The organism is Pantoea phosphatilytica, from assembly GCF_051025615.1.
Taxonomy (GTDB): Bacteria; Pseudomonadota; Gammaproteobacteria; order Enterobacterales; family Enterobacteriaceae; genus Pantoea.
Window position 1 is genome coordinate 732,778 of sequence record NZ_JBPFDF010000001.1, and the last position, 19,988, is coordinate 752,765.

The 19,988-nt window shown below is 57.8% G+C and carries 19 protein-coding genes; 6 read left to right on the forward strand and 13 right to left on the reverse strand.

The annotated features are described in order from the left end of the window. Positions 1-104 precede the first annotated feature (104 nt). The 4 genes from lolC (at position 105) to cobB (ending at position 4,224) form a co-directional block, all read left to right on the forward strand. A complete protein-coding gene (lolC, locus tag ACR6AS_RS03700) occupies positions 105-1,304 on the forward strand; it encodes a lipoprotein-releasing ABC transporter permease subunit LolC (protein WP_434161158.1) in 1,200 nt (399 codons plus the stop codon). Continuing rightward, a complete protein-coding gene (gene lolD / locus ACR6AS_RS03705; RefSeq protein WP_128085105.1) occupies positions 1,297-2,001 on the forward strand; it encodes a lipoprotein-releasing ABC transporter ATP-binding protein LolD in 705 nt (234 codons plus the stop codon). The genes lolC and lolD overlap by 8 nt, the downstream gene beginning before the upstream one ends. After that, positions 2,001-3,245 (forward strand): lipoprotein-releasing ABC transporter permease subunit LolE, encoded by a 1,245-nt coding sequence (gene lolE, locus ACR6AS_RS03710; RefSeq protein WP_111138673.1) that lies wholly within the window; start codon positions 2,001-2,003, stop codon positions 3,243-3,245. The genes lolD and lolE overlap by 1 nt, the downstream gene beginning before the upstream one ends. Positions 3,246-3,390: 145 nt before the next feature. Further along, positions 3,391-4,224 carry a Sir2 family NAD+-dependent deacetylase gene (gene cobB / locus ACR6AS_RS03715; RefSeq protein ID WP_111138674.1) on the forward strand — a complete coding sequence of 278 codons (834 nt, stop codon included), beginning with the start codon at positions 3,391-3,393 and terminating at the stop codon, positions 4,222-4,224. Between the two features lie 136 nt (positions 4,225-4,360). Here cobB and potD read toward each other — a convergent pair whose 3' ends face one another. The 5 genes from potD to ACR6AS_RS03740 are packed head-to-tail and all read right to left on the reverse strand — an operon-like array spanning position 4,361 to position 8,403. Then, the gene (gene potD / locus ACR6AS_RS03720) at positions 4,361-5,404 is read right to left on the reverse strand and encodes a spermidine/putrescine ABC transporter substrate-binding protein PotD (protein ID WP_111138675.1); all 1,044 of its coding nucleotides are present in this window, start codon (positions 5,402-5,404) and stop codon (positions 4,361-4,363) included. An 11-nt stretch (positions 5,405-5,415) separates the two neighbouring features. Beyond that, positions 5,416-6,189 carry a spermidine/putrescine ABC transporter permease PotC gene (gene potC, locus ACR6AS_RS03725; protein WP_111138676.1) on the reverse strand — a complete coding sequence of 258 codons (774 nt, stop codon included), beginning with the start codon at positions 6,187-6,189 and terminating at the stop codon, positions 5,416-5,418. Further along, positions 6,186-7,037, reverse strand: a complete 852-nt coding sequence (gene potB, locus ACR6AS_RS03730) for a spermidine/putrescine ABC transporter permease PotB (protein ID WP_111138717.1) — start codon at positions 7,035-7,037, stop codon at positions 6,186-6,188. Before potB ends, potC begins: the two co-directional genes overlap by 4 nt. Continuing rightward, a complete protein-coding gene (gene potA / locus ACR6AS_RS03735; protein WP_111138677.1) occupies positions 7,030-8,145 on the reverse strand; it encodes a spermidine/putrescine ABC transporter ATP-binding protein PotA in 1,116 nt (371 codons plus the stop codon). The genes potB and potA overlap by 8 nt, the downstream gene beginning before the upstream one ends. Positions 8,146-8,160: 15 nt before the next feature. Continuing rightward, complete coding sequence (locus tag ACR6AS_RS03740) at positions 8,161-8,403, reverse strand: hypothetical protein (RefSeq protein WP_146240819.1); 243 nt, start codon at positions 8,401-8,403, stop codon at positions 8,161-8,163. Positions 8,404-8,456: 53 nt separating this feature from the next. On the opposite strand from ACR6AS_RS03740, the gene pepT reads away from it, so the two are divergent. Next, positions 8,457-9,686, forward strand: coding sequence for a peptidase T (gene pepT, locus ACR6AS_RS03745; RefSeq protein WP_111138678.1), 1,230 nt, complete (start codon positions 8,457-8,459; stop codon positions 9,684-9,686). Between the two features lie 66 nt (positions 9,687-9,752). Here the strand turns inward: pepT and ACR6AS_RS03750 are convergent, their stop codons facing one another. The 8 genes from ACR6AS_RS03750 to rluE all read right to left on the reverse strand — a co-directional run bounded on the left by ACR6AS_RS03750 (position 9,753) and on the right by rluE (position 17,605). Further along, complete coding sequence (locus tag ACR6AS_RS03750) at positions 9,753-10,877, reverse strand: ribosomal protein uL16 3-hydroxylase (RefSeq protein ID WP_111138679.1); 1,125 nt, start codon at positions 10,875-10,877, stop codon at positions 9,753-9,755. A 57-nt stretch (positions 10,878-10,934) separates the two neighbouring features. Then, positions 10,935-12,395: a two-component system sensor histidine kinase PhoQ gene (phoQ, locus tag ACR6AS_RS03755; RefSeq protein WP_111138680.1), complete on the reverse strand. Its 1,461-nt coding sequence runs from the start codon at positions 12,393-12,395 to the stop codon at positions 10,935-10,937. A gap of 2 nt (positions 12,396-12,397) precedes the next feature. After that, positions 12,398-13,066, reverse strand: a complete 669-nt coding sequence (gene phoP, locus ACR6AS_RS03760; protein WP_111138681.1) for a two-component system response regulator PhoP — start codon at positions 13,064-13,066, stop codon at positions 12,398-12,400. A gap of 104 nt (positions 13,067-13,170) precedes the next feature. Beyond that, positions 13,171-14,541 (reverse strand): adenylosuccinate lyase, encoded by a 1,371-nt coding sequence (gene purB / locus ACR6AS_RS03765; RefSeq protein WP_111138682.1) that lies wholly within the window; start codon positions 14,539-14,541, stop codon positions 13,171-13,173. 44 nt (positions 14,542-14,585) lie between these two features. After that, on the reverse strand, positions 14,586-15,227 hold the full coding sequence (gene hflD, locus ACR6AS_RS03770) for a high frequency lysogenization protein HflD (RefSeq protein ID WP_293769549.1): 642 nt from the start codon (positions 15,225-15,227) through the stop codon (positions 14,586-14,588). A gap of 42 nt (positions 15,228-15,269) precedes the next feature. Continuing rightward, entirely contained in the window at positions 15,270-16,382 is a 1,113-nt protein-coding gene (gene mnmA, locus ACR6AS_RS03775; protein ID WP_111138684.1) for a tRNA 2-thiouridine(34) synthase MnmA, read from the reverse strand. 42 nt (positions 16,383-16,424) lie between these two features. Then, positions 16,425-16,898 carry an NUDIX domain-containing protein gene (locus ACR6AS_RS03780; RefSeq protein WP_111138685.1) on the reverse strand — a complete coding sequence of 158 codons (474 nt, stop codon included), beginning with the start codon at positions 16,896-16,898 and terminating at the stop codon, positions 16,425-16,427. A gap of 44 nt (positions 16,899-16,942) precedes the next feature. Next, complete coding sequence (gene rluE, locus ACR6AS_RS03785; protein WP_434161163.1) at positions 16,943-17,605, reverse strand: 23S rRNA pseudouridine(2457) synthase RluE; 663 nt, start codon at positions 17,603-17,605, stop codon at positions 16,943-16,945. A 104-nt stretch (positions 17,606-17,709) separates the two neighbouring features. Between rluE and icd the strand changes: the two genes are divergently transcribed. After that, positions 17,710-18,960: an NADP-dependent isocitrate dehydrogenase gene (icd, locus tag ACR6AS_RS03790; protein WP_111138687.1), complete on the forward strand. Its 1,251-nt coding sequence runs from the start codon at positions 17,710-17,712 to the stop codon at positions 18,958-18,960. Positions 18,961-19,988 lie beyond the last annotated feature (1,028 nt).

A 19,988-nucleotide genomic window follows, 5' to 3' on the forward strand; every position in this document is an offset into this window, starting at 1 on the left:
CTGATGCAACTTTGCTGCCGACTCAGAGGGTTAGAGGTTTCATAAAGCCAGCCGCTCCTTTATCATCCCACTACCTATTTTCAGGCAACGGCTTACTGAATTCCATGTATCAACCTGTCGCGCTATTTATCGGTCTGCGTTACATGCGCGGACGAGCATCGGATCGCTTCGGTCGCTTTGTCTCCTGGCTCTCAACGATTGGCATTACGCTCGGCGTGCTGGCGATGGTGACCGTCCTCTCAGTGATGAACGGTTTTGAGCGTGAACTCGAAGGCAACATTCTTGGCCTGATGCCTCAGGCGCTGATCACCAGCGACAAAGGCAGCCTCAATCCGCAGCAACAACCCGCCGCCTCGCTGAATCTGCAAGGCGTCAGCCGCACTGCACCGCTGACGACCGCCAGCGTGGTGCTGCAAAGTCCGCACAGCGTCGCCGTGGGCGTGATGCTGGGAATTAATTCTGATGAAAAAGATCCGCTGACGCCATTCCTGGTAAACACCCGGCAGAGCGTGCTGCAGCCCGGACAGTACAACGTGATCCTCGGCGAACAGATCGCGTCGCAGCTGGGCGTAAAACGGGGCGATCAGCTGCGTCTGATGGTGCCGTCGGTCAGCCAGTTTACGCCGATGGGGCGCGTGCCGAGCCAGCGTCTGTTTACCGTGGCGGGCACCTACGCGGCGAACAGCGAAGTCGATGGTTATCAGATCCTGGTCAATCTTCAGGATGCGTCACGCGTGATGCGCTATCCGGCCGGAAACATCACCGGCTGGCGTCTCTGGCTCGACAAGCCGCTGTCGGTGGACAGCCTGAGTCAGCAGAGCCTGCCTGCGGGGCTGGTCTGGAAAGACTGGCGTGAGCGCAAAGGCGATCTCTTCCAGGCGGTGCGCATGGAGAAAAATATGATGGGCCTGCTGCTGAGCCTGATCATCGCGGTGGCGGCGTTTAACATCATCACGTCGCTGGGTCTGCTGATCATGGAGAAGCAGGGCGAAGTGGCGATCCTGCAGACGCAGGGCCTGACGCGCCGGCAGATTGTCGCTGTCTTTATGGTGCAGGGCGCCAGCGCCGGGATTATCGGCACGCTGCTCGGCGCACTGCTGGGCGTGCTGCTGGCCAGCCAGCTCAACAACCTGATGCCGGTGATTGGCCTGTTCCTCGATGGCGCCGCGCTGCCGGTGGATATTAACCTGTGGCAGGTGATTACCATCGCCCTCAGCGCGATGATCGTTGCGCTGTTGTCTACGCTCTATCCTTCGTGGCGCGCTGCCGCCGTTCAACCTGCTGAGGCTTTACGTTATGAGTAACTCTCCTTTGTTGCAGTGCCGCGACCTGTGCAAACGCTATCAGGAAGGCAGCGTGCAGACCGATGTGCTGCGCAATGTGGCTTTCAGCCTCCAGCCCGGCGAACTGACGGCGATCGTCGGCAGCTCCGGCTCCGGTAAAAGTACGCTGCTGCATCTGCTCGGCGGCCTGGATGCGCCGACCTCGGGCGATGTGGTGTTTGATGGTCAGTCACTGAATGCCATGTCCTCCTCGGCCAAAGCGGAGCTGCGCAACCGCGAGCTGGGCTTTATCTATCAGTTCCACCATCTGCTGCCGGACTTCAGCGCGCTGGAGAACGTGGCGATGCCGCTGCTGATTGGCAAAATTGCGAAAGCGGAAGCGCAGGCGCGGGCGCGGGAGATGCTGGCTGCGGTCGGGCTGGATCATCGCGCCGCCCACCGGCCGTCTGAACTGTCGGGCGGAGAGCGTCAGCGTGTCGCGATTGCCCGCGCGCTGGTGAACCGTCCGCGGCTGGTGATGGCGGATGAGCCGACCGGTAACCTGGATGCACGCAACGCCGATGCCATCTTTGAACTGCTGGGCGAACTGAACGTCCGTCAGGGCACCGCGTTTCTGGTGGTGACCCACGATCTGATGCTGGCAAAACGGATGACGCGTCAGATGGAGATGCGTGACGGCCAGTTAAGCGACCAGCTCACTCTGGCAGGAGCGGTGTAATGGGTTCATCGTTATCCCTGTTGCTGGGCCTGCGCTTCAGCCGCGGGCGCCGCCGTGGCGGCATGGTGTCGCTGATTTCGGTCATCTCCACCGTGGGTATCGCGCTGGGCGTGGCGGTGCTGATTATCGGCCTGAGCGCCATGAATGGGTTTGAGCGCGAGCTGAACAACCGTATTCTGGCGGTCGTGCCGCACGGTGAAATAGAGGCGGTCAACCAGCCGTTCCGCCAGTGGCAATCCCTGATCGCACCGATAGAGAAGGTGCCCGGTATTGCGGCGGCCGCGCCCTATGTGAACTTCACCGGCCTGATTGAGAGCGGCGCCCGGCTGGAGGCGCTGCAGGTGAAGGGCGTCGATCCGGCTCAGGAGCCGCGCCTCAGCGCGCTGCCGCAGTTCGTGGCCGATAACGCCTGGTCCTCTTTTGCCGCGGGTAAGCAGCAGATCATCCTTGGCGGTGGCATTGCGAAATCGCTGAATGTGAAGCAGGGCGACTGGATCACCATCATGATCCCCAACAACGATGGCGACAACAAACTGCTGCAGCCCAAACGCATCCGGTTGCAGGTCAGCGGCATCCTGCAACTCAGCGGTATGCTCGATCACAGCCTGGCGCTGGTACCGCTGGCGGACGCGCAGCACTATCTGGAGATGGGTGACAGCGTTTCCGGCATCGCCCTGAAAATGAGCGATCCGTTCCAGGCGGTTAAGCTGGTGCGGGATGCCGGGGAAGCGACCCGCTCTTACGTCTATATAAAGAGCTGGATTGGCACCTACGGCTACATGTACCGGGATATTCAGATGATCCGCGCCATCATGTATCTGGCGATGGTGCTGGTGATCGGCGTGGCCTGCTTTAACATCGTCTCTACGCTGGTCATGGCGGTGAAGGATAAGAGCAGTGACATCGCGGTGCTGCGCACGCTCGGCGCGAAAGACCGGCTGATCCGCGCCATCTTCATCTGGTACGGTCTGCTGGCGGGGCTGCTGGGCAGCGTCAGCGGTGTGATCGCGGGCGTGCTGGTGGCGCTGAATCTGACCTCGCTGGTGCGCGGGCTGGAGTCGTTGACCGGCCATCATCTGCTGGCAGGCGATATCTACTTTATCGATTTCCTGCCGTCGGAACTGCACTGGATTGATGTGTTCTCAGTACTGATCACCGCGATTCTGCTGAGTCTGTTAGCGAGCTGGTATCCGGCGAGGCGCGCCAGCCGCATCGACCCGGCTCGGGTATTAAGCGGTCAGTAATAAAAGGCGGCGCGAGTGATTTCGCGCCGTCTCTGTTTTAAGACCTTTGCTGTAGGGCCAGGCCCGCAGCAACCGTTACTATCGGGTGAAGTTACCCGGAAACTGTTTATAGCGGCTCGCCGCAGCCGCTACGCCAGGAGATTTTATGCGTACACCACGTCGCCGCCTGCGACTTGCCCGCCTGAAGAAAACCCGGAGAAAGGTGCATCAGCGCTTCCGTCAGCGCATTTTTGAGCGCGACCGTCAGGCCGAACTGGCCGCCCATCCTCTGCCGCATGTGGTCGTGCTGACCGGCGCGGGCATCTCTGCGGAGTCCGGCATCCGCACCTTCCGCGCCGCTGACGGCCTGTGGGAAGAGCATCACGTTGAAGATGTGGCGACACCGGAGGGCTTTCAGCGCGATCCGGCGCTGGTGCAGCGCTTCTACAACGCGCGCCGCCAGCAGCTTCAGCAGCCAGAGATCCAGCCCAACGCGGCGCATGTGGCCCTGGCGGAGCTGGAGCAGGTGTTAGGCGACAATTTCCTGCTGGTGACGCAGAACATCGACAACCTGCATGAACGGGCCGGTAACAGCCGGGTGCTGCACATGCACGGCGAGCTGTTAAAAGTGCGCTGCGTCTCCAGCGGTCAGGTGATCGAATGGACCGGGGATATTACCCCGGACGACCGCTGCACCTGCTGCCAGTTCCCCTCGGCGCTGCGGCCGCATGTGGTGTGGTTCGGTGAGATGCCGCTGGGTATGGAGGAGATTTATCAGGCGCTGGAGCAGGCCGATTACTTTATTGCGATTGGCACCTCAGGCCACGTCTACCCGGCGGCGGGATTCGTGCATGAGGCTAAACTTCAGGGCGCGCATACGGTTGAACTCAATCTTGAACCGAGCCAGGTCGGCAACGAGTTTGCCGAACGGCACTATGGCCTGGCGAGCGAAGTCGTCCCGGAGTTTGTTCACAAACTGCTGCGTGGTTGCTTCCGGTAAGCGGGGCGGGTGAGTGACGCTGACCCGGCGCAGAGCGTCTGTGCCGGATCGTAAAACCGCCCCTGAGACGCCACAACGCGGAGCTGAGCTGGGGCACGCGGCGCTTTTGCTCCGCGCCCCCTCTCAGCCTGCTGCTTTAGCGCCCGGCTTTCAGCTGCTGGAACAGCGTTTCGTACTGAACGCTGGCCTCTCCCACGTCATCCTGCCATTCACCCTTTTTAATCACGTCGGCGGGGGGATAGAGCGAAGGATCGTTCGCCACGGCCGGTGGCAGCAGGGCTTTGGCGGCCAGGTTCGGCGTGGGATAACCGATGGTTTCCGCGACTCTGGCGGCGACGTCCGGGCGCAGCAGGAAGTTGATCAGCTTCAGCGCGCCGGCTCTGTTTTTCGCATTGGCCGGGATTGCCAGGTTATCCATCCAGAAGATGCCGCCCTCTTCAGGCCAGACCACCGCTAACGGCGTGCCCGCCTGACGCGCGACATAAGCCGACCCATTCCAGAGCATCCCCAGATTCACCTCACCTTCCATATAAGGATTCCCCGGATTATCGGAGTTGAAAGCCAGCACGTTGGGCATCAGTTTTTTCAGCTCCAGATACGCCGCTTTGATCTGCGCCGGGTCGCGGGTATTGCCGGAGTAGCCCAGCTTGCGCAGCGCCATCTGGAACACCTCGCGCGCATCGTCGGTCAGCAGCAGGCTCTGCTTATATTCCGGCTTCCAGAGGTCGGCCCAGCGGGTCACCTTGCTGGCATCGATCTCATCGGTGTTCACGCCGATCGCCGTGGCGCCCCAGATATAGGGGATCGAGTAGTCATTGTTGGGATCGAACGGCTTATTCAGCAGATCGGGATCGAGGTTACTGAAGTTACTGAGCTGGCTTTTATCGATCTTCTGCAGCATCCCTTCATTACGCATCTTTGCCACGAAATAGGTCGAGGGCACCACCAGATCGTATGCGCCATCCTTCCAGGTTTTCAGCTTGGCGTACATGCTCTCGTTGGATTCATAGGTGGAGTAGATCACCTTAATCCCGGTCTCTTTGGTAAACTGCTCCAGCAGCCCCGGCGGCACATACTCCGTCCAGTTATAGAAGTAGAGCGTGTTGCTGTCGTCGGCCTGAGCCACATTCATGCCCAGCAGCAGCGCACCTGCCGCCAGCCAGTGAGATCGCTTTTTCATCCTCTTTCCTCTTATCGATTTCTGTCGCGCAGTAACCACTGGCTGGCCGCAACCAGCAGCAACGACAGCAGCAGTAAAATGGTGGCCAGCGCATTCACCTCGGGTGAGACGCCAACCTTTACCATGGAGTAGATCTTCAGCGGTAAGATCTCAAACGTCGGGCCGGAGACGAACGACGAGACCACCACATCATCCATTGACAGGGTGAAGCTCAGCAGCCAGCCCGCCGCGACAGCGGGCATCGCCAGCGGCAGGAGGATCCTGCGCAGGATGGTCGTTTCGCTGGCACCGAGATCTTTGGCCGCCTCCAGCATCCGCACATCAAACCCTTTCAGTCGCGAGTAGACCGTAATCACCACAAACGGCAGGCAGAAAGTGATATGGGAGATCAGCAGCGACCAGAAGCCCAGCGAAATGCCCAGCAGCATAAACAGCACCAGCAGGGAGATGGCCATCACAATGTCGGGCGACATCATCACCACAAACAGCATGCCGCTGACAAACGGCTTGCCGCGGAAACGGTAGCGATAGAGCGCCACGGCGGTCAGCGCACCGATCAGCGTGGCGCAGCTGGCAGAGAGCACGCCCATGATCAACGAATGCTGCGCCGCCTGAAGCAGGCTGTCGTTGTTCAGCAGCAGGCTGTACCACGTCGTCGTGAAACCCTGCCAGTTGATACCAAACCGGGACGCGTTAAACGAATTGGCGATCAGAATCATGATCGGTATGTAGAACCAGGCGTAAATCAGCGCCATGAAAGAGCCGCGTAACAGGCGAGCCATCATCCTAAATCCATCCTGTTATTCAGCAGTCGTGCGACGCGCCAGTAGATCAGCAGCAGCAACCCCATTATCAAAGTCATGACGACGCTGGTGGCAGCCCCCAGTGGCCAGTCCCGGATATTCAGGAACTGGCTCTTGATAATATTGCCAATCAGCAGGTTTCTGGCGCCGCCCATCAGGTCGGCAACATAGAACAGCCCCATCGCCGGGATAAACACCAGCAGGCAGCCCGCGATAATGCCGGGCATGGTCAGCGGCAGAATCACCCGGAAAAAGGTCTGCAGCTTACCGGCACCCAGGTCGCGCGCCGCTTCCAGCAGCGGCTTATCCAGCTTCTCCAGGCTGGAGTAGAGTGGCAGCACCATAAACGGCAGCAGGATATAGATCAGACCGAGGATCACCGCTTCCGGGGTATAGATGAGGCGAAACGGCTTGTCGATCACCCCCAGCGACAGCAGGCCATCGTTCAGCCAGCCACGGGTGCTGAGAAAGATTTTCAGGCCATAGATACGGATCAGCGAGTTGGTCCAGAACGGCACAATCAACAGGAACAGCATCAGCGGACGCAGGCGCGGCGGCAGTTTCGTCAGACACCAGGCGAAGGGATAGCCCAGCAGCAGGCAGCCGAGTGTGGCGATCAGCGCCATATTCAGAGAGTGCAGCAGCACCTCTGCATAGAGCGGATCGAGCAGGCGACCATAGTTGCTGAGCGTCGGCGTCGTGCTGACAAAACGGGCTTCATCACGCGTCAGAAAGCTGGTGATGAAGATCATCAGATCAGGGATAAAGACGAAGAGCGTCAGCCAGCCGACAATCAGCGCGATAACGCACTTCTGAAAACCATTACGCATCAGCTTCATAGGGCAGCACCACCTCCCAGCCTGGCACCCAGTTCACCACCATCTTCTGATTCAGCGAGTGGTCGAAGTCTGGATCGTCTTCATTAAAGAATTCGCTGACCGTAATCAGCTTGCCATTCTCCAGCGCGACCACGGACTCCAGCGTCATGCCTTTATAGTTTCGTTCGCGTACATAGCCAATCAGGCCATCTGCCGGGCGCTCATCATGGATCTCATCGACCCGCAGATCTTCCGGTCGCAGCATCACATGGAGCCGGTCACCGGCACTCACCGGGAAGGGACAGTGGATCTGGCATTCGCGCCCCTCGACCCGCGCACGCACCGCAGGCGCGTCATCGGCGGCGATAACTTCTGCATCAAACAGATTAATTTCGCCGATGAAGCGGGCGACAAACAGATTTTCAGGCTCTTCGTAGACTTCGCGTGGCGTACCATCCTGTACTACCTTGCCGTCACGCATCACCACGATACGGTCGGACATGGTCAGCGCCTCTTCCTGATCGTGCGTGACAAAGATGAAGGTGATGCCGAGCTTACGCTGCAGCGCCTTCAGCTCATTCTGCATCTGACGGCGCAGCTTGTAGTCCAGCGCCGAGAGTGACTCATCCAGCAGCAGCACTTTGGGCCGGTTGACCACGGCGCGGGCGATCGCCACCCGCTGCTGCTGGCCGCCAGAGAGCTGATGCGGACGCCGATCGGCGAAGCTCTCCAGCTGCACCATCGCCAGCGCCTCGTTAACCCGTTCGTTAATCTGCGCTGCCGGCGTTTTCTGCATCCGCAGGCCAAACGCCACGTTCTCAAACACCGTCATATGCGGAAACAGCGCATAGCTCTGAAACACGGTATTGACGTGACGATGCTCGGCGGGCGTGCTGGTAATCTCCTGGTCGTCGAGCAAAATCCGGCCACGGTCGGCATCTTCCAGACCGGCGATCAGGCGCAGGATCGTCGTTTTGCCGCAGCCCGACGGGCCGAGCAGGGTGATGAACTCACCGTGATGAATGGTCAGGTTAAAATCATCAATGATGGTTTTACCGTCGAAAGCTTTACTGATGCCAGAAAGCGTAACCAGCGCCTGCTGTGCGCGTGTTTGCGTCATTTTAGTCTCAGTCTGTTAGAGGTCGGACAGTTTCAGCGTAGCCGCATCATGCGGCCAGCCAGCAAAGAGGGCGGATGATACCTGAAAAATGCGGTAATGCCATGATTTGGCCGCCCGATCGGCGCTAATGGGGGCCGTTACAGGAAATAGTGCGGGATTGGCCGCAACATTCACCGGTGTGTCGCTTTTTTCAGGCTTATTGCTTTCCCAAAGGTTCCCGACCGCGCTAACCTGTCTGCGAATGATTTTACGCAACATTGCGTTCGGCGGGTCTGTGAATAATAGCGGACGGCACTTTTAAAGGATGGGATATGGAACAGTTACTTGAGCGCTTTTTGAGTTATGTGGCAGTTGAGACCCAGGCTAAGCCGCAGGCGCGCCAGGTGCCCAGCAGTGAAGGGCAGTGGACGCTGGCGCGTCAGCTGCAGGAGGAGCTGCTGGCGCTGGGCTTTGTCGATGTCACCTTAAGCGATCACTGCTGCGTCATGGGCACGCTGCCCGCCAACGTTGACTGGCCGACGCCGGTCATCGGTTTCATCTCCCACATGGATACCTCTCCCGATTTTACGGCGAAGCATGTGAATCCGCAGATCATCGAGAATTATCGCGGCGGCGATATTGCGCTGGGTAACGGCAATGAGATTCTGTCGCCGGTGATGTTCCCGGTGCTGCACAAGCTGATCGGCCACACGCTGATCACCACCGATGGTAAAACCCTGCTGGGCGCGGACGATAAAGCGGGTATTGCCGAGATCATGACGGCGATGGCGGAACTGGCCGCCAGCGACAGGCCGCACGGCGCTATCCGCGTGGCCTTTACGCCCGATGAGGAGATTGGCCGCGGCACCTCGCACTTTGACGTAGAAGCTTTTGCCGCAGACTGGGCCTACACCATCGACGGCAGCGATCTGGGCGAGTTCGAGTATGAAAACTTCAACGCCGCCTCGGCCACCGTGAAAATCGTCGGCAACAATGTGCATCCTGGTTCGGCTAAAGGGGTGATGGTGAATGCGCTGGATCTGGCTAACCAGTTCCACGCGGCGGTTCCGGCCAGCGAAAAACCGCAGTTCACCGACGGCTATCAGGGTTTCTATCATCTGCATCAGATTAAGGGCACGGTCGAACACGCCGAAATGCTCTACATCATCCGTGATTTTGAGACTGAACGTTTTGAGCAGCGTAAAGCAACGCTGCTGCAGATTGCTGCGGAGATTAACAGGAGCCTGCATGCGGACTGCTCAGTGACGGTCGACATCACCAACAGCTACCGTAATATGCGTGAAAAGGTTGAGCCGTTCCCGCACATCATCGAGCTGGCGTTGCAGGCGATGCGCGACTGCGGCATTGAGCCGGTAGTGAAGCCGATCCGCGGCGGAACCGATGGGTCGGCACTTTCATGGAAAGGCCTGCCGTGCCCGAACATCTTTACCGGTGGCTACAACTACCATGGTAAACATGAGTTTGCCTCACTGAATATCATGGCGAAATCGGTCGAGGTGATTGTGCGCCTGTCAGAGCTGGCGGCACAGAAGAAGGATTAAAAAAGGCGCTCTGTCACCGTGACAGAGCGCCTGATTCAGCCGCCGCGCAGGGATGCGCCGCGCGGCTTATTCGTCGCCGAAGTACCAGTAACCAGCATTCACCAGACCAGCGATCTGCGCCAGCACAGCCGGATCGTCCAGCGCATCACCCAGATCGTCCAGCGTGATGCGACTGTGATGGGCCAGAACCGCCATCACCTCAGGACGCGAACACTCAACCTGCTCGCCGTTCACATAGACCGCCTCGCCAATCGTCAGCACTCGCAGGCCACCTAACCGGCTCAGGGCGTCACCCTGCTGCAGCGCATCGTAGATCTCGTCAGGCTGATAAGGCGGTTCCGGCGGCGCGACATCCAGTTCATGGCGTGACTGTGAAATAAATTCGCCGAACCAGCGTTCGAAATGTTCAGGCTGATTGACCACATCCAGCATCAGCTGACGCACCCCTTCAATTTCCTGCGGCAGGATCTGCGACGGGCAGTCACGCGCGGGTACGTCCGGATCGCTGAAGCGCAGGCTGCCCAGTTCATTGGCCAGCGCATAGTCGGCGAATCCGCTGATCAGCTCGCGGCCGCTGGGGGCGCGGAAGCCGACAGAGTAGTTCAGCGCGTTCTCCAGCGAGTAGCCTTCATGCGGGAATCCTGGCGGAATATAGAGAATATCGCCCGGCTCCATCTCCTCATCGATGATGGCGTCAAAGGGTTCGACCTGCAGCAGATCCGGGTGCGGGCAGTGCTGCTTCAGCGGCACCTTTTCCCCGACGCGCCAGCGACGGCGGCCCATCCCCTGAATAATAAAGACATCATACTGATCGAAATGGGGGCCGACACCGCCGCCAGGCACGGCAAATGAGACCATCAGGTCGTCAACGCGCCAGTCGGGCAGGAAACGGAAAGGACGCATCAGCGCCGCCGAAGGCTCATGCCAGTGGTTAACCGCCTGAACCAGCAGCGACCAGTTGTTCTCGCCCAGGTGATCGTAGCTCTCAAACGGGCCGTGGCTGACCTGCCATTTACCGTCCTGATGGCTGACCAGGCGGCTGTCCACCTCGTTTTCCATCGCCAGTCCGGCCAGTTCATCCGGGGAAAGAGGATCCACAAAGTTTTTAAAACCACGCTTCAGCACTACCGGGCGTTTCTGCCAGTAGCGCTGAATAAAATCGGGCCAGTTAAGATCGAGCTGATAGTCCATACAAGGGTTCCGCTTAGGGCTGCAAATGCCAGCAAGTATAACAGCCCCGGACGGTTTCTACTCGCGGCGATGTTCGACTTCCTGGCGCTTAAAGATCACTTCCATCCGCGCGCCACCCAGCGCGCTGCTGGAGGCGATGACGTTACCCTCATACTGTTCGAGAATATCGCGCACCACCGCCAGGCCTAATCCCTGGCCGGGTCGCAGGGTGTCCACCCGCTGGCCACGGACAAACACCAGATCGCGCTTGCTTTCAGGGATGCCGGGGCCATCATCGTCGATGTAGAGGTGCAGCACGTTTTCACTCTGAAACGCGCTGACTTCGATAAATTCCAGGCAATATTTGCAGGCGTTATCGAGCACGTTGCCCAGCACTTCCATAAAGTCGTTCTGATCGCCCACGAAGGTCAGTTCCGGAGAGATATCGAGCGTAATCGCCACGCCTTTGCGCTGATAGACTTTGTTCAGGGCGGAACAGAGGCTGTCGAGCAGGCCGGAAACGGAGTGCAGGTCGCGCTGCAGCGGATTGTGGTCGGCCTGCATACTGGCGCGATGCAGATAGTATCCCACCTGCTGCGAGATGCGGCTGATCTGCTCCAGCATCACCGGTTCAGCCTGTTCCACCGTCAGCTCTTTCCCGTTGCGCAGCGACCGCAGGGTACTCTGCAACACGGCCAGCGGCGTTTTCAGGCTGTGGGTCAGGTCAGACAGGGTAGTGCGATAACGGGTGTAGCGCTGCCGCTCATTCGTCAGCAGCAGATTGAGGTTACGCACCAGGCTGCGCAGCTCCTGCGGCGGATTGTCCGCCAGATTTTCGCGCTGGCTGGTCTCCAGTTCACGCACCTGCTGGGTCAGGGTGCCGATAGGCCGCAGGCTCCAGTGCGCCGCCAGCCACAGCAGCGGCACTATCAGGATCAGGTTCGCCGCCAGCACATAGCTGAACCACGACCAGACGACGTCCGAGTGCTGGAGCTCCTGTGGGATCGAGTCCACCACGACGATGGTGAGCGCAGGCAGATTGGTGGTGGCATCGTAACGGTTCACAGCAACCGAGTGCGTGAAAGTGTCGTTGCTGTCTGTATCCCAGTCATTAAGCCGCTGCTGTGCGTTCAGGTTATTACCCATCGCCATCATACTGGTATGGTTGCTGGTATCAATTTCGTAGAAGTCAGGCTTCAGCAACCACTCCCGGCGGATCTTTTTACGGATATCCGGCACGTCGCGCTGCTGCCACAGCAGTTTGCCGTGCTCATCGTAGATAAACACCAGTGTCGGGAAGTTAAGCGTCATCCGTTCCGGCTGAGCGATGGTGAGCTTGTTGTCATGCCATTGCGCCAGCGTAAAGAACAGGTTGCTCTCGCCCCGCATCACACGATAGGTATTTTTGTCGAAACTCACCACATAGCCAATGACCGCGACCATGCCATAAGAGAGGGAGAGGAACAGAACGATAGCTGCGGAGGCCAGCAGAAAGCGGGCCCGCAGCGAAATCGGGCGATAGCGATTAAACCAGGACATGGTCAGAGATCAAAGCGGTAACCCTGGCCACGCACGGTGGCGATCACGTCGGTCGGGTGCAGCGCCAGGATCTTTTTGCGCAGACGGCCCATCAGCACGTCGATGGTGTGGCTCTCACGCAGTTCTGCATCCGGATAGAGCTGCAGCATCAGCGAATCTTTGCTGACAACTTTTCCTGCATTACGGATCAGCGTCTCGACAATGGTGTACTCAAAGGCGGTGAGTTTCACCGGCTCCTCATTAACCGTCAGTTCGCGACGGGAGAGATCCACCTGGAAGGGCGGCATATCAATGATCTGCGAGGCGTGCCCGCTGTTGCGGCGCATCAGTGCCTGCAGACGTGCGGCCACTTCTTCAATGTGGAACGGCTTGGTCACATAGTCATCCGCACCGGCTTCCAGCGCCTCGACTTTTGCCTGCCAGCCTTCACGGGCGGTCAGCACCAGGATCGGCTGACGCACGGCATCACTGCGCCAGCGGCGAATCAGCGACATGCCATCTTCATCCGGCAGCCCGAGGTCTACCAGCGCGATATCCGGCAGATGTTCCCGCAGAAAATAGTCGGCTTCTTTGGCGTCTTCGGCGGCATCGACCTGATGGCCCATGTCACGTAACTGGACGGCGAGATGATGGCGCAGCAGGGCATTGTCTTCAACAACCAGAACACGCATAGAAATTCCTTACACTCTGTTTGAGTCAACCTGCAGAAAGTATACGCGAAATGTATTAAACAAGATGTTAACGCAGACCGGAGAGAACCGGTCTGCGGCGGGCATTATTTCAGATCGTCAACCATCCGGATAGCACGGCCAAGATAGTTTGCCGGCGTCATCTGCTTCAGACGCACTTTCTCCTCTTCCGGCAGCGCCAGGCTGTCGATAAAGGCCTGCATACCGGCGGCATCCACGCGCTTGCCGCGCGTCAGCTCTTTCAGCTTTTCATACGGCTTTTCGATGCCGTAACGGCGCATTACGGTCTGGATCGGCTCAGCCAGGACTTCCCAGTTGTGATCCAGCTCGTCCAGCAGGCGGTCGCGGTTCACTTCCAGCTTGGAGATGCCTTTCAGCGTGGCCTGATAGGCGATCAGTGCATAACCCACGCCCACGCCGAGGTTACGCAGCACGGTGGAGTCGGTCAGGTCACGCTGCCAGCGGGAAACCGGCAGTTTGCTGGCCAGGTGCTGCAGCACGGCGTTCGCCAGGCCCAGGTTGCCTTCGGAGTTTTCGAAGTCGATCGGGTTGACCTTGTGTGGCATGGTCGAGGAGCCAATCTCACCGGCGATGGTTTTCTGTTTGAAGTGGTTCAGTGCCACGTAGCCCCAGATATCACGATCGAAATCGATCAGGATGGTGTTGAAACGGGCGATGCAGTCGAACAGCTCGGCGATGTAGTCGTGCGGCTCGATCTGGGTGGTGTAGGGGTTCCAGGTCACGCCCAGCGAGGTGACAAATTCTTCGCTCAGCGTGTGCCAGTCCACTTCAGGATAGGCGGCAATGTGGGCGTTGTAGTTGCCGACCGCGCCGTTGATTTTACCCAGCACTTCGACCTGGTTCAGCTGACGCAGCTGACGCTCCATGCGGTAAGCGACGTTCGCCATCTCTTTACCCATGGTGGAAGGGGTCGCGGGCTGGCCGTGGGTACGGGAGAGCAGCGGAATATCGCGGTATTCGCTGGCCAGCCCTTTCACGGCGCCAATCAGCTGCTGCCAGTAAGGCAGGATCACGTCACGGCGCGCCGTTTCCAGCATCAGCGCATGCGACAGGTTGTTGATATCTTCGGAGGTGCAGGCGAAGTGAATGAATTCCGAGACGGCGTGCAGGGCAGGGAAATCGGCGACTTTCTCTTTCAGGAAATACTCTACCGCCTTCACATCGTGGTTGGTGGTGCGCTCAATGGTTTTGATACGCGCGGCATCGTCTTCTGAGAAACCGGCGACAATCGCATCGAGGAAAGCGTTTGCGTCAGCGTCAAATGCAGGAACTTCCTTGATCTCTGCGGTCGCGGCCAGTTTTTGTAACCAGCGAACTTCAACCTCAACGCGGAATTTCAGCAAACCAAATTCGCTGAAAATCGCACGCAGCGGGCTGACTTTATCGCCGTAACGACCATCGACAGGTGAGACGGCGGTCAGAGAGGATAATTCCATCAGTGCAACTCCTGAATCATTTAGCAGTGTTTTGCCGCACCGACTTAGTAAGTCAGTGGCAGCCGGGATAAGAGGGTTTTCGCTTCACGCAGCAAACGCTGACGCGAGAACATCAGTTGCAGTCGGCCACCACCGACCTGCTGCCACAGTACCGCAGCACGGATACCGGCTAACAGGGTGGCGCGGACCTTGCTCTGAACCTGGGTATTCTGCAGAACCGCCGGAGAGCCGGTGACCTGGATGCGCGGGCCCAGCGGGCTGATCACATCCACGTAGATGGCCGCCATCGCGCTGAGAATGGTATCCGACTCCAGTTCATAGTGGGCAAGCTGACGATCCAGCTGGCTGATACGCTGCGCCAGCGTGTTCATGGCGGACTGGCTGCCGCTGAGCTTGCGCTCCAGTACCATCATGCTCAGTGTGTAACGGGTCAGTTCAGCCCCGGCGCCCTGGCGACTGGTGCTGTTCAGCATCGCCATCAGGGTTTCGAGTCCGAGGCGCAGGTTAGCTTCACTGTTGCCGAACACCGCCAGCGTGGAGCCAGGATTGAGATCCAGTACGCTGCGCAGCGAGACGGTCAGCGCCTCCGGCTGGCAGTGGCCCTGCTGAGCCAGCTGCTGCACAAGGTGCGCGGACTGACAGATGCCCGCCAGCGCCAGCGTGATGTCCTGATAATTTTTCGCCACGGTTACTCCTGTTTACGCGTCATCAATGCGGGCCAGGCCCGCTTACTCTGTCACCAGCGGCAGACGCTGTTCGATAATACCGCCACCGAGGCAGATGTCGCCAAGATAAAACACCGCGGACTGGCCCGGCGTAACGGCGGCAACCGGCTCGTCGAAACGCACCTCAATCCGGTCATCGCCCTGCGGAAGGATCTCACAGGGAATATCGGTCTGACGATAGCGGGTTTTCACGGTGCAGCGAAGCGGGGCGGTGATCGGATTGCGATCGACCCAGTGCAGCTGCTGTGCAATCAGACCAACCGACATCAGGCGCGGATGATCGCCACCCTGGGCGACAATCAGGCGGTTTCGCGCTACATCCTTATCGACCACATACCACGGGTCATCTTTACTCTCTTTCAGACCGCCGATGCCCAGACCTTTACGCTGTCCCAGCGTATGGTACATCAGCCCCTGATGCTCGCCGACGATCTGGCCGTCGGTCGTTTCAATTTCGCCAGGCTGCGCCGGAAGATAGCGCGCCAGGAAGTCGCGGAATTTGCGCTCGCCGATAAAGCAGATGCCGGTCGAGTCTTTCTTCTTCGCGGTGATCAGATCCAGCTGCTCCGCGATGCGGCGCACTTCCGGTTTTTCCAGCTCACCCACCGGGAACAGGCTCTGGGCGATCTGCTGGTGGCTCAGCGTGTAGAGGAAGTAGCTCTGATCTTTGTTGCCATCCAGCCCGCGTAACAGCTGGCTCTGGCCCGCTACATCCTTGCGACGCACGTAGTGACCGGTCGCGATGAAATCGGCACCGAGATCTTCTGCGGCGAACTCCAGGAACGCTTTGAATTTGATCTCTTTGTTACAGAGAATATCGGGGTTAGGCGTGCGACCCGCCTTATACTCTTCGAGGAAGTGCTCAAAGACGTTATCCCAGTATTCCGCCGCAAAGTTAACCTTGTGCAGCTTAATCCCGAGCTTGTCACAGACCGCTTGCGCATCCGCCAGATCGTCCGCGGCGGTACAATACTCCTCGCCATCGTCCTCCTCCCAGTTCTTCATGAACAGGCCTTCAACCTGATAACCCTGCTGCTGCAGTAACCAGGCGGAAACGGAAGAATCGACGCCGCCGGACATACCGACGATCACTTTTTTCTGGCTGTTGTCAGACATGACACGCTCGCATTACGATAAAAAAACAGGCGGCGCATTCTATCATGCTGAAGGCAGGCGCGCACCCTCATGAAACGGCCACTGGAACGGGCTGACCAGATGTAACGGATAACGGATGCCCTGTTGCCACAGGCGCACGCTCTCCGCCACCAGCGGCGAACGCAGGTTAGAGGCAGTGAGTATCTGCGCTGGCGGCAGCCACCAGCAGCAATCGATGTCACTGTCATGCGGCTGAGCAGGCGCCTTTTCCGCCAGATCGACACCAAACAGAAAACGCACAAAAGGTGTACTGTCCGGGGCGATCCACTGATGGATCCCGATGAAATAGTGCATCTGCGCTGCGATGCCGGTCTCTTCATAGAGTTCGCGCGCGGCGGCCTCCTGCACCGTTTCATCGGCTTCGAGATGCCCGGCAGGCTGGTTCCAGGTGGCGCGACCGTTAATCGTCTCCTCCACCACCAGCAGTTCACCCTCAGCCTGAACCAGGCAGGCGACAGTAACATGAGGTTTAAACATCCTTTCTCCGCGTTTGTTAACCTGAGGTTATAAAAAAAGGGTTTTCAGCGCGGGCTGTCGCTGATGTCACGCCACGCGCCCGGTGCCAGATCGTCGAGCGTATAACTCCCCATGGCATAGCGGATCAACCGTAGCGTGGGAAAGCCAATATGGGCGGTCATCCGGCGAACCTGACGATTCCGGCCCTCATAAAGCGTGACCTTCAGCCACTGGGTCGGGATGCTTTTGCGCTCGCGAATCGGCGGCTGACGCGGCCAGATCCACGCCGGTTCGGCCACTTTTTCGATGCCAGCGGGAAGCGTCGGGCCATCTTTCAGATTAACCCCATCCCGCAGCGGCTGCAGATCCGCCTCCTGTGGCTCGCCCTCTACCTGCACATAATAGACCTTACCCGTGCGTTTACCGGGCTGGGTCAGCGCGGCCTGCAGGGCGCCGTCATTGGTCAGGACCATCAATCCTTCGCTGTCGCGGTCGAGGCGACCGGCGGCATAGACCTCTGCGACGCTGACAAAATCCTTCAGCGTGCGGCGGCCCGCTTCATCGGTAAACTGCGGCAGAACGTCGAAGGGTTTGTTAAACAGAATGACACGGCGCGGGGCTGCGGGACGGGCAGGGGCACGCCGCGTATCACGCGTCGGGCGGCTGAATCGTTTATCCTGGTGAATTCGTTGAGAAGTTTTTCGCATGGGCTTTGCAGTCAGAAACATTCGGCGCATTATAACGTGAAATTGCGGTGATTGGCGTGGCGTAAATATTCAAGTAGTATTGACCCGCATCTTACAAATCATTAACAAACGCCCAGGAGAGGTTAATGGAAAGCAAAGTAGTTGTTCCGGCGGAAGGTCAAAAAATCACCCTGAATCAGGGCAAGCTGACAGTGCCACACAATCCGATCATTCCTTACATCGAGGGTGACGGTATCGGTGTTGACGTTTCCCCGGTAATGCTGAAAGTGGTCGACGCGGCGGTGAAGAAAGCCTACAACGGCGAGCGTAAGATCTCCTGGATGGAGATTTACACCGGTGAGAAATCAGTAGAACTCTACGGCCAGGACGTCTGGCTGCCACAGGAAACGCTGGATTTAATCAAAGAATATCGCGTGGCGATCAAAGGCCCACTGACGACCCCGGTCGGCGGCGGTATTCGTTCACTGAACGTGGCCCTGCGTCAGGAGCTTGACCTCTACGTCTGCCTGCGTCCGGTACGTTACTACAAAGGCACGCCAAGCCCGGTAAAACGTCCTGAAGAGACCGACATGGTGATCTTCCGTGAGAACTCCGAAGATATCTATGCGGGTATCGAGTGGAAAGCGGGCTCTGCTGAAGCGGACAAAGTGATCAAGTTCCTGCGCGAAGAGATGGGCGTGAAGAAAATCCGCTTCCCTGAGCAGTGTGGTATCGGCGTTAAGCCCTGCTCAGAAGAGGGCACCAAGCGTCTGGTTCGCGCAGCAGTGGAATACACCATCACCAACGATCGTGATTCACTGACGCTGGTTCATAAAGGCAACATCATGAAGTTCACCGAAGGCTCTTTCAAAGACTGGGGATACCAGTTAGTGAAAGAAGAGTTCGGCGGCGAACTGATCGACGGCGGCCCGTGGATGAAGTTCAAAAACCCGAACACCGGCAAAGAGATCATCGTTAAAGATGTGATCGCGGATGCGTTCCTGCAGCAGATCCTGCTGCGTCCGGCTGAATATGACGTTATCGCCTGTATGAACCTGAACGGTGACTACATCTCTGACGCCCTGGCTGCGCAGGTTGGCGGTATCGGTATCGCACCAGGCGCAAACATCGGTGATGAATGTGCGCTGTTCGAAGCAACCCACGGCACCGCACCGAAGTATGCCGGTCAGGATAAAGTGAACCCAGGTTCCGTGATCCTCTCCGCAGAGATGATGCTGCGTCATCTGGAGTGGTTCGAAGCGGCTGACCTGATTGTTAAAGGTGTTGAAGGCGCTATCGCTAACAAGACTGTGACTTACGATTTCGAACGCCTGATGGATGGCGCTAAACTGCTGAAATGTTCAGAGTTTGGTGACGCAATCATCGAAAATATGTAATAGTGTGTGCTAAGTCCACTCCGATTTGCTTCAAAGGGATCGGAGTGGACTCCTTTCAGTTAAATCCTTTTGCAAAACTCCCCGAAAAAGAGCGTTTTAACCTGTCACCTGCAATCAACCTTTTTCCCTGTCGTCATTACAGGATTCGTCTGCGTCTGTTTTTTGATGACCTGACAGGTGCTGTGAATCCACGCTTACAGACGCTATAGCCGTCAGACAAAAATCTCTCTTTTCTTAACTGGCGCGACTGCCTGTCCAATAACACGCGCTGTTCTATTAATACGCCAGCCGCAGCGAGCCTGGGCAGGCTGTGACGGATCATGCCATTTTTGCTGTCTCGATCGGGCTGGCAGAGTTGGGACTGGCTCCCTGAATAGGTCGTTGTCTTTTAATTTGCGTATACCCATCGGCAGAGTCTGCAGAACAATCAGTTCGCGCCGTAATGCCACTGGACACCATTAAGAACGTTCTGCGACTCATTCATAAGCACCATGAGCAGGAGGCTATCAGGCACTGGGTGATAGAGCAGCATGATGTCCCACAGAGTGTCTTCAGGAGCTGATTTGTTTCACCAGTACGCGATCAGCCTTGCGCCTGAGCAGGTCATGCACTGCTGAGAAATCAATCACGCTGGCAGCCGACTGTCTCTGACACTGCTGAGGAGAACGCACTTACACAAACAGGTAGGGACAATATCGTTGACCAGCTCTTATCGTAATCTTAAAAAGAAAAAATCGTATAAGAGCATCCCAATCCATTTTGATGTTTGGTGAAGCATTATGGATGCAATGCCGGAAGGGCCTGAAAATCCATCTCAGACTGTCTCATCCTGTGAATCAGGTAAATTCACCGTCACTCCCTTAATCAGAATCAGGTCTGGTTATCTTAAGTAACCGTTAACCCAGAGCCTGGCTGGATGAAGTGTATAAGCCACATGTCTTGTGATTTTTAGCATCAAAGATCAGAAATATTGCGGGTGTGGTCAGTTTAGGTCCTCAATGAGTAAAACACATCGCAAAAAAAAAGCC

Excerpts from the sequence above, each read along its gene's own strand:
- potA (WP_111138677.1), bottom strand. The coding sequence starts at position 8,145 with ATGACGCAAACACGCGCACAGCAGGCGCTGGTTACGCTTTCTGGCATC.
- potD (WP_111138675.1), bottom strand. The coding sequence starts at position 5,404 with ATGAAAAAGCGATCTCACTGGCTGGCGGCAGGTGCGCTGCTGCTGGGC.
- phoP (WP_111138681.1), bottom strand. The coding sequence starts at position 13,066 with ATGCGTGTTCTGGTTGTTGAAGACAATGCCCTGCTGCGCCATCATCTC.
- phoQ (WP_111138680.1), bottom strand. The coding sequence starts at position 12,395 with ATGTCCTGGTTTAATCGCTATCGCCCGATTTCGCTGCGGGCCCGCTTT.
- lolD (WP_128085105.1), top strand. The coding sequence starts at position 1,297 with ATGAGTAACTCTCCTTTGTTGCAGTGCCGCGACCTGTGCAAACGCTAT.
- ACR6AS_RS03750 (WP_111138679.1), bottom strand. The coding sequence starts at position 10,877 with ATGGACTATCAGCTCGATCTTAACTGGCCCGATTTTATTCAGCGCTAC.
- lolE (WP_111138673.1), top strand. The coding sequence starts at position 2,001 with ATGGGTTCATCGTTATCCCTGTTGCTGGGCCTGCGCTTCAGCCGCGGG.
- potC (WP_111138676.1), bottom strand. The coding sequence starts at position 6,189 with ATGATGGCTCGCCTGTTACGCGGCTCTTTCATGGCGCTGATTTACGCC.
- pepT (WP_111138678.1), top strand. The coding sequence starts at position 8,457 with ATGGAACAGTTACTTGAGCGCTTTTTGAGTTATGTGGCAGTTGAGACC.
- cobB (WP_111138674.1), top strand. The coding sequence starts at position 3,391 with ATGCGTACACCACGTCGCCGCCTGCGACTTGCCCGCCTGAAGAAAACC.
- rluE (WP_434161163.1), bottom strand. The coding sequence starts at position 17,605 with ATGTTTCTGACTGCAAAGCCCATGCGAAAAACTTCTCAACGAATTCAC.
- ACR6AS_RS03740 (WP_146240819.1), bottom strand. The coding sequence starts at position 8,403 with ATGTTGCGTAAAATCATTCGCAGACAGGTTAGCGCGGTCGGGAACCTT.
- ACR6AS_RS03780 (WP_111138685.1), bottom strand. The coding sequence starts at position 16,898 with ATGTTTAAACCTCATGTTACTGTCGCCTGCCTGGTTCAGGCTGAGGGT.
- potB (WP_111138717.1), bottom strand. The coding sequence starts at position 7,037 with ATGCGTAATGGTTTTCAGAAGTGCGTTATCGCGCTGATTGTCGGCTGG.
- mnmA (WP_111138684.1), bottom strand. The coding sequence starts at position 16,382 with ATGTCTGACAACAGCCAGAAAAAAGTGATCGTCGGTATGTCCGGCGGC.
- purB (WP_111138682.1), bottom strand. The coding sequence starts at position 14,541 with ATGGAATTATCCTCTCTGACCGCCGTCTCACCTGTCGATGGTCGTTAC.
- lolC (WP_434161158.1), top strand. The coding sequence starts at position 105 with ATGTATCAACCTGTCGCGCTATTTATCGGTCTGCGTTACATGCGCGGA.
- icd (WP_111138687.1), top strand. The coding sequence starts at position 17,710 with ATGGAAAGCAAAGTAGTTGTTCCGGCGGAAGGTCAAAAAATCACCCTG.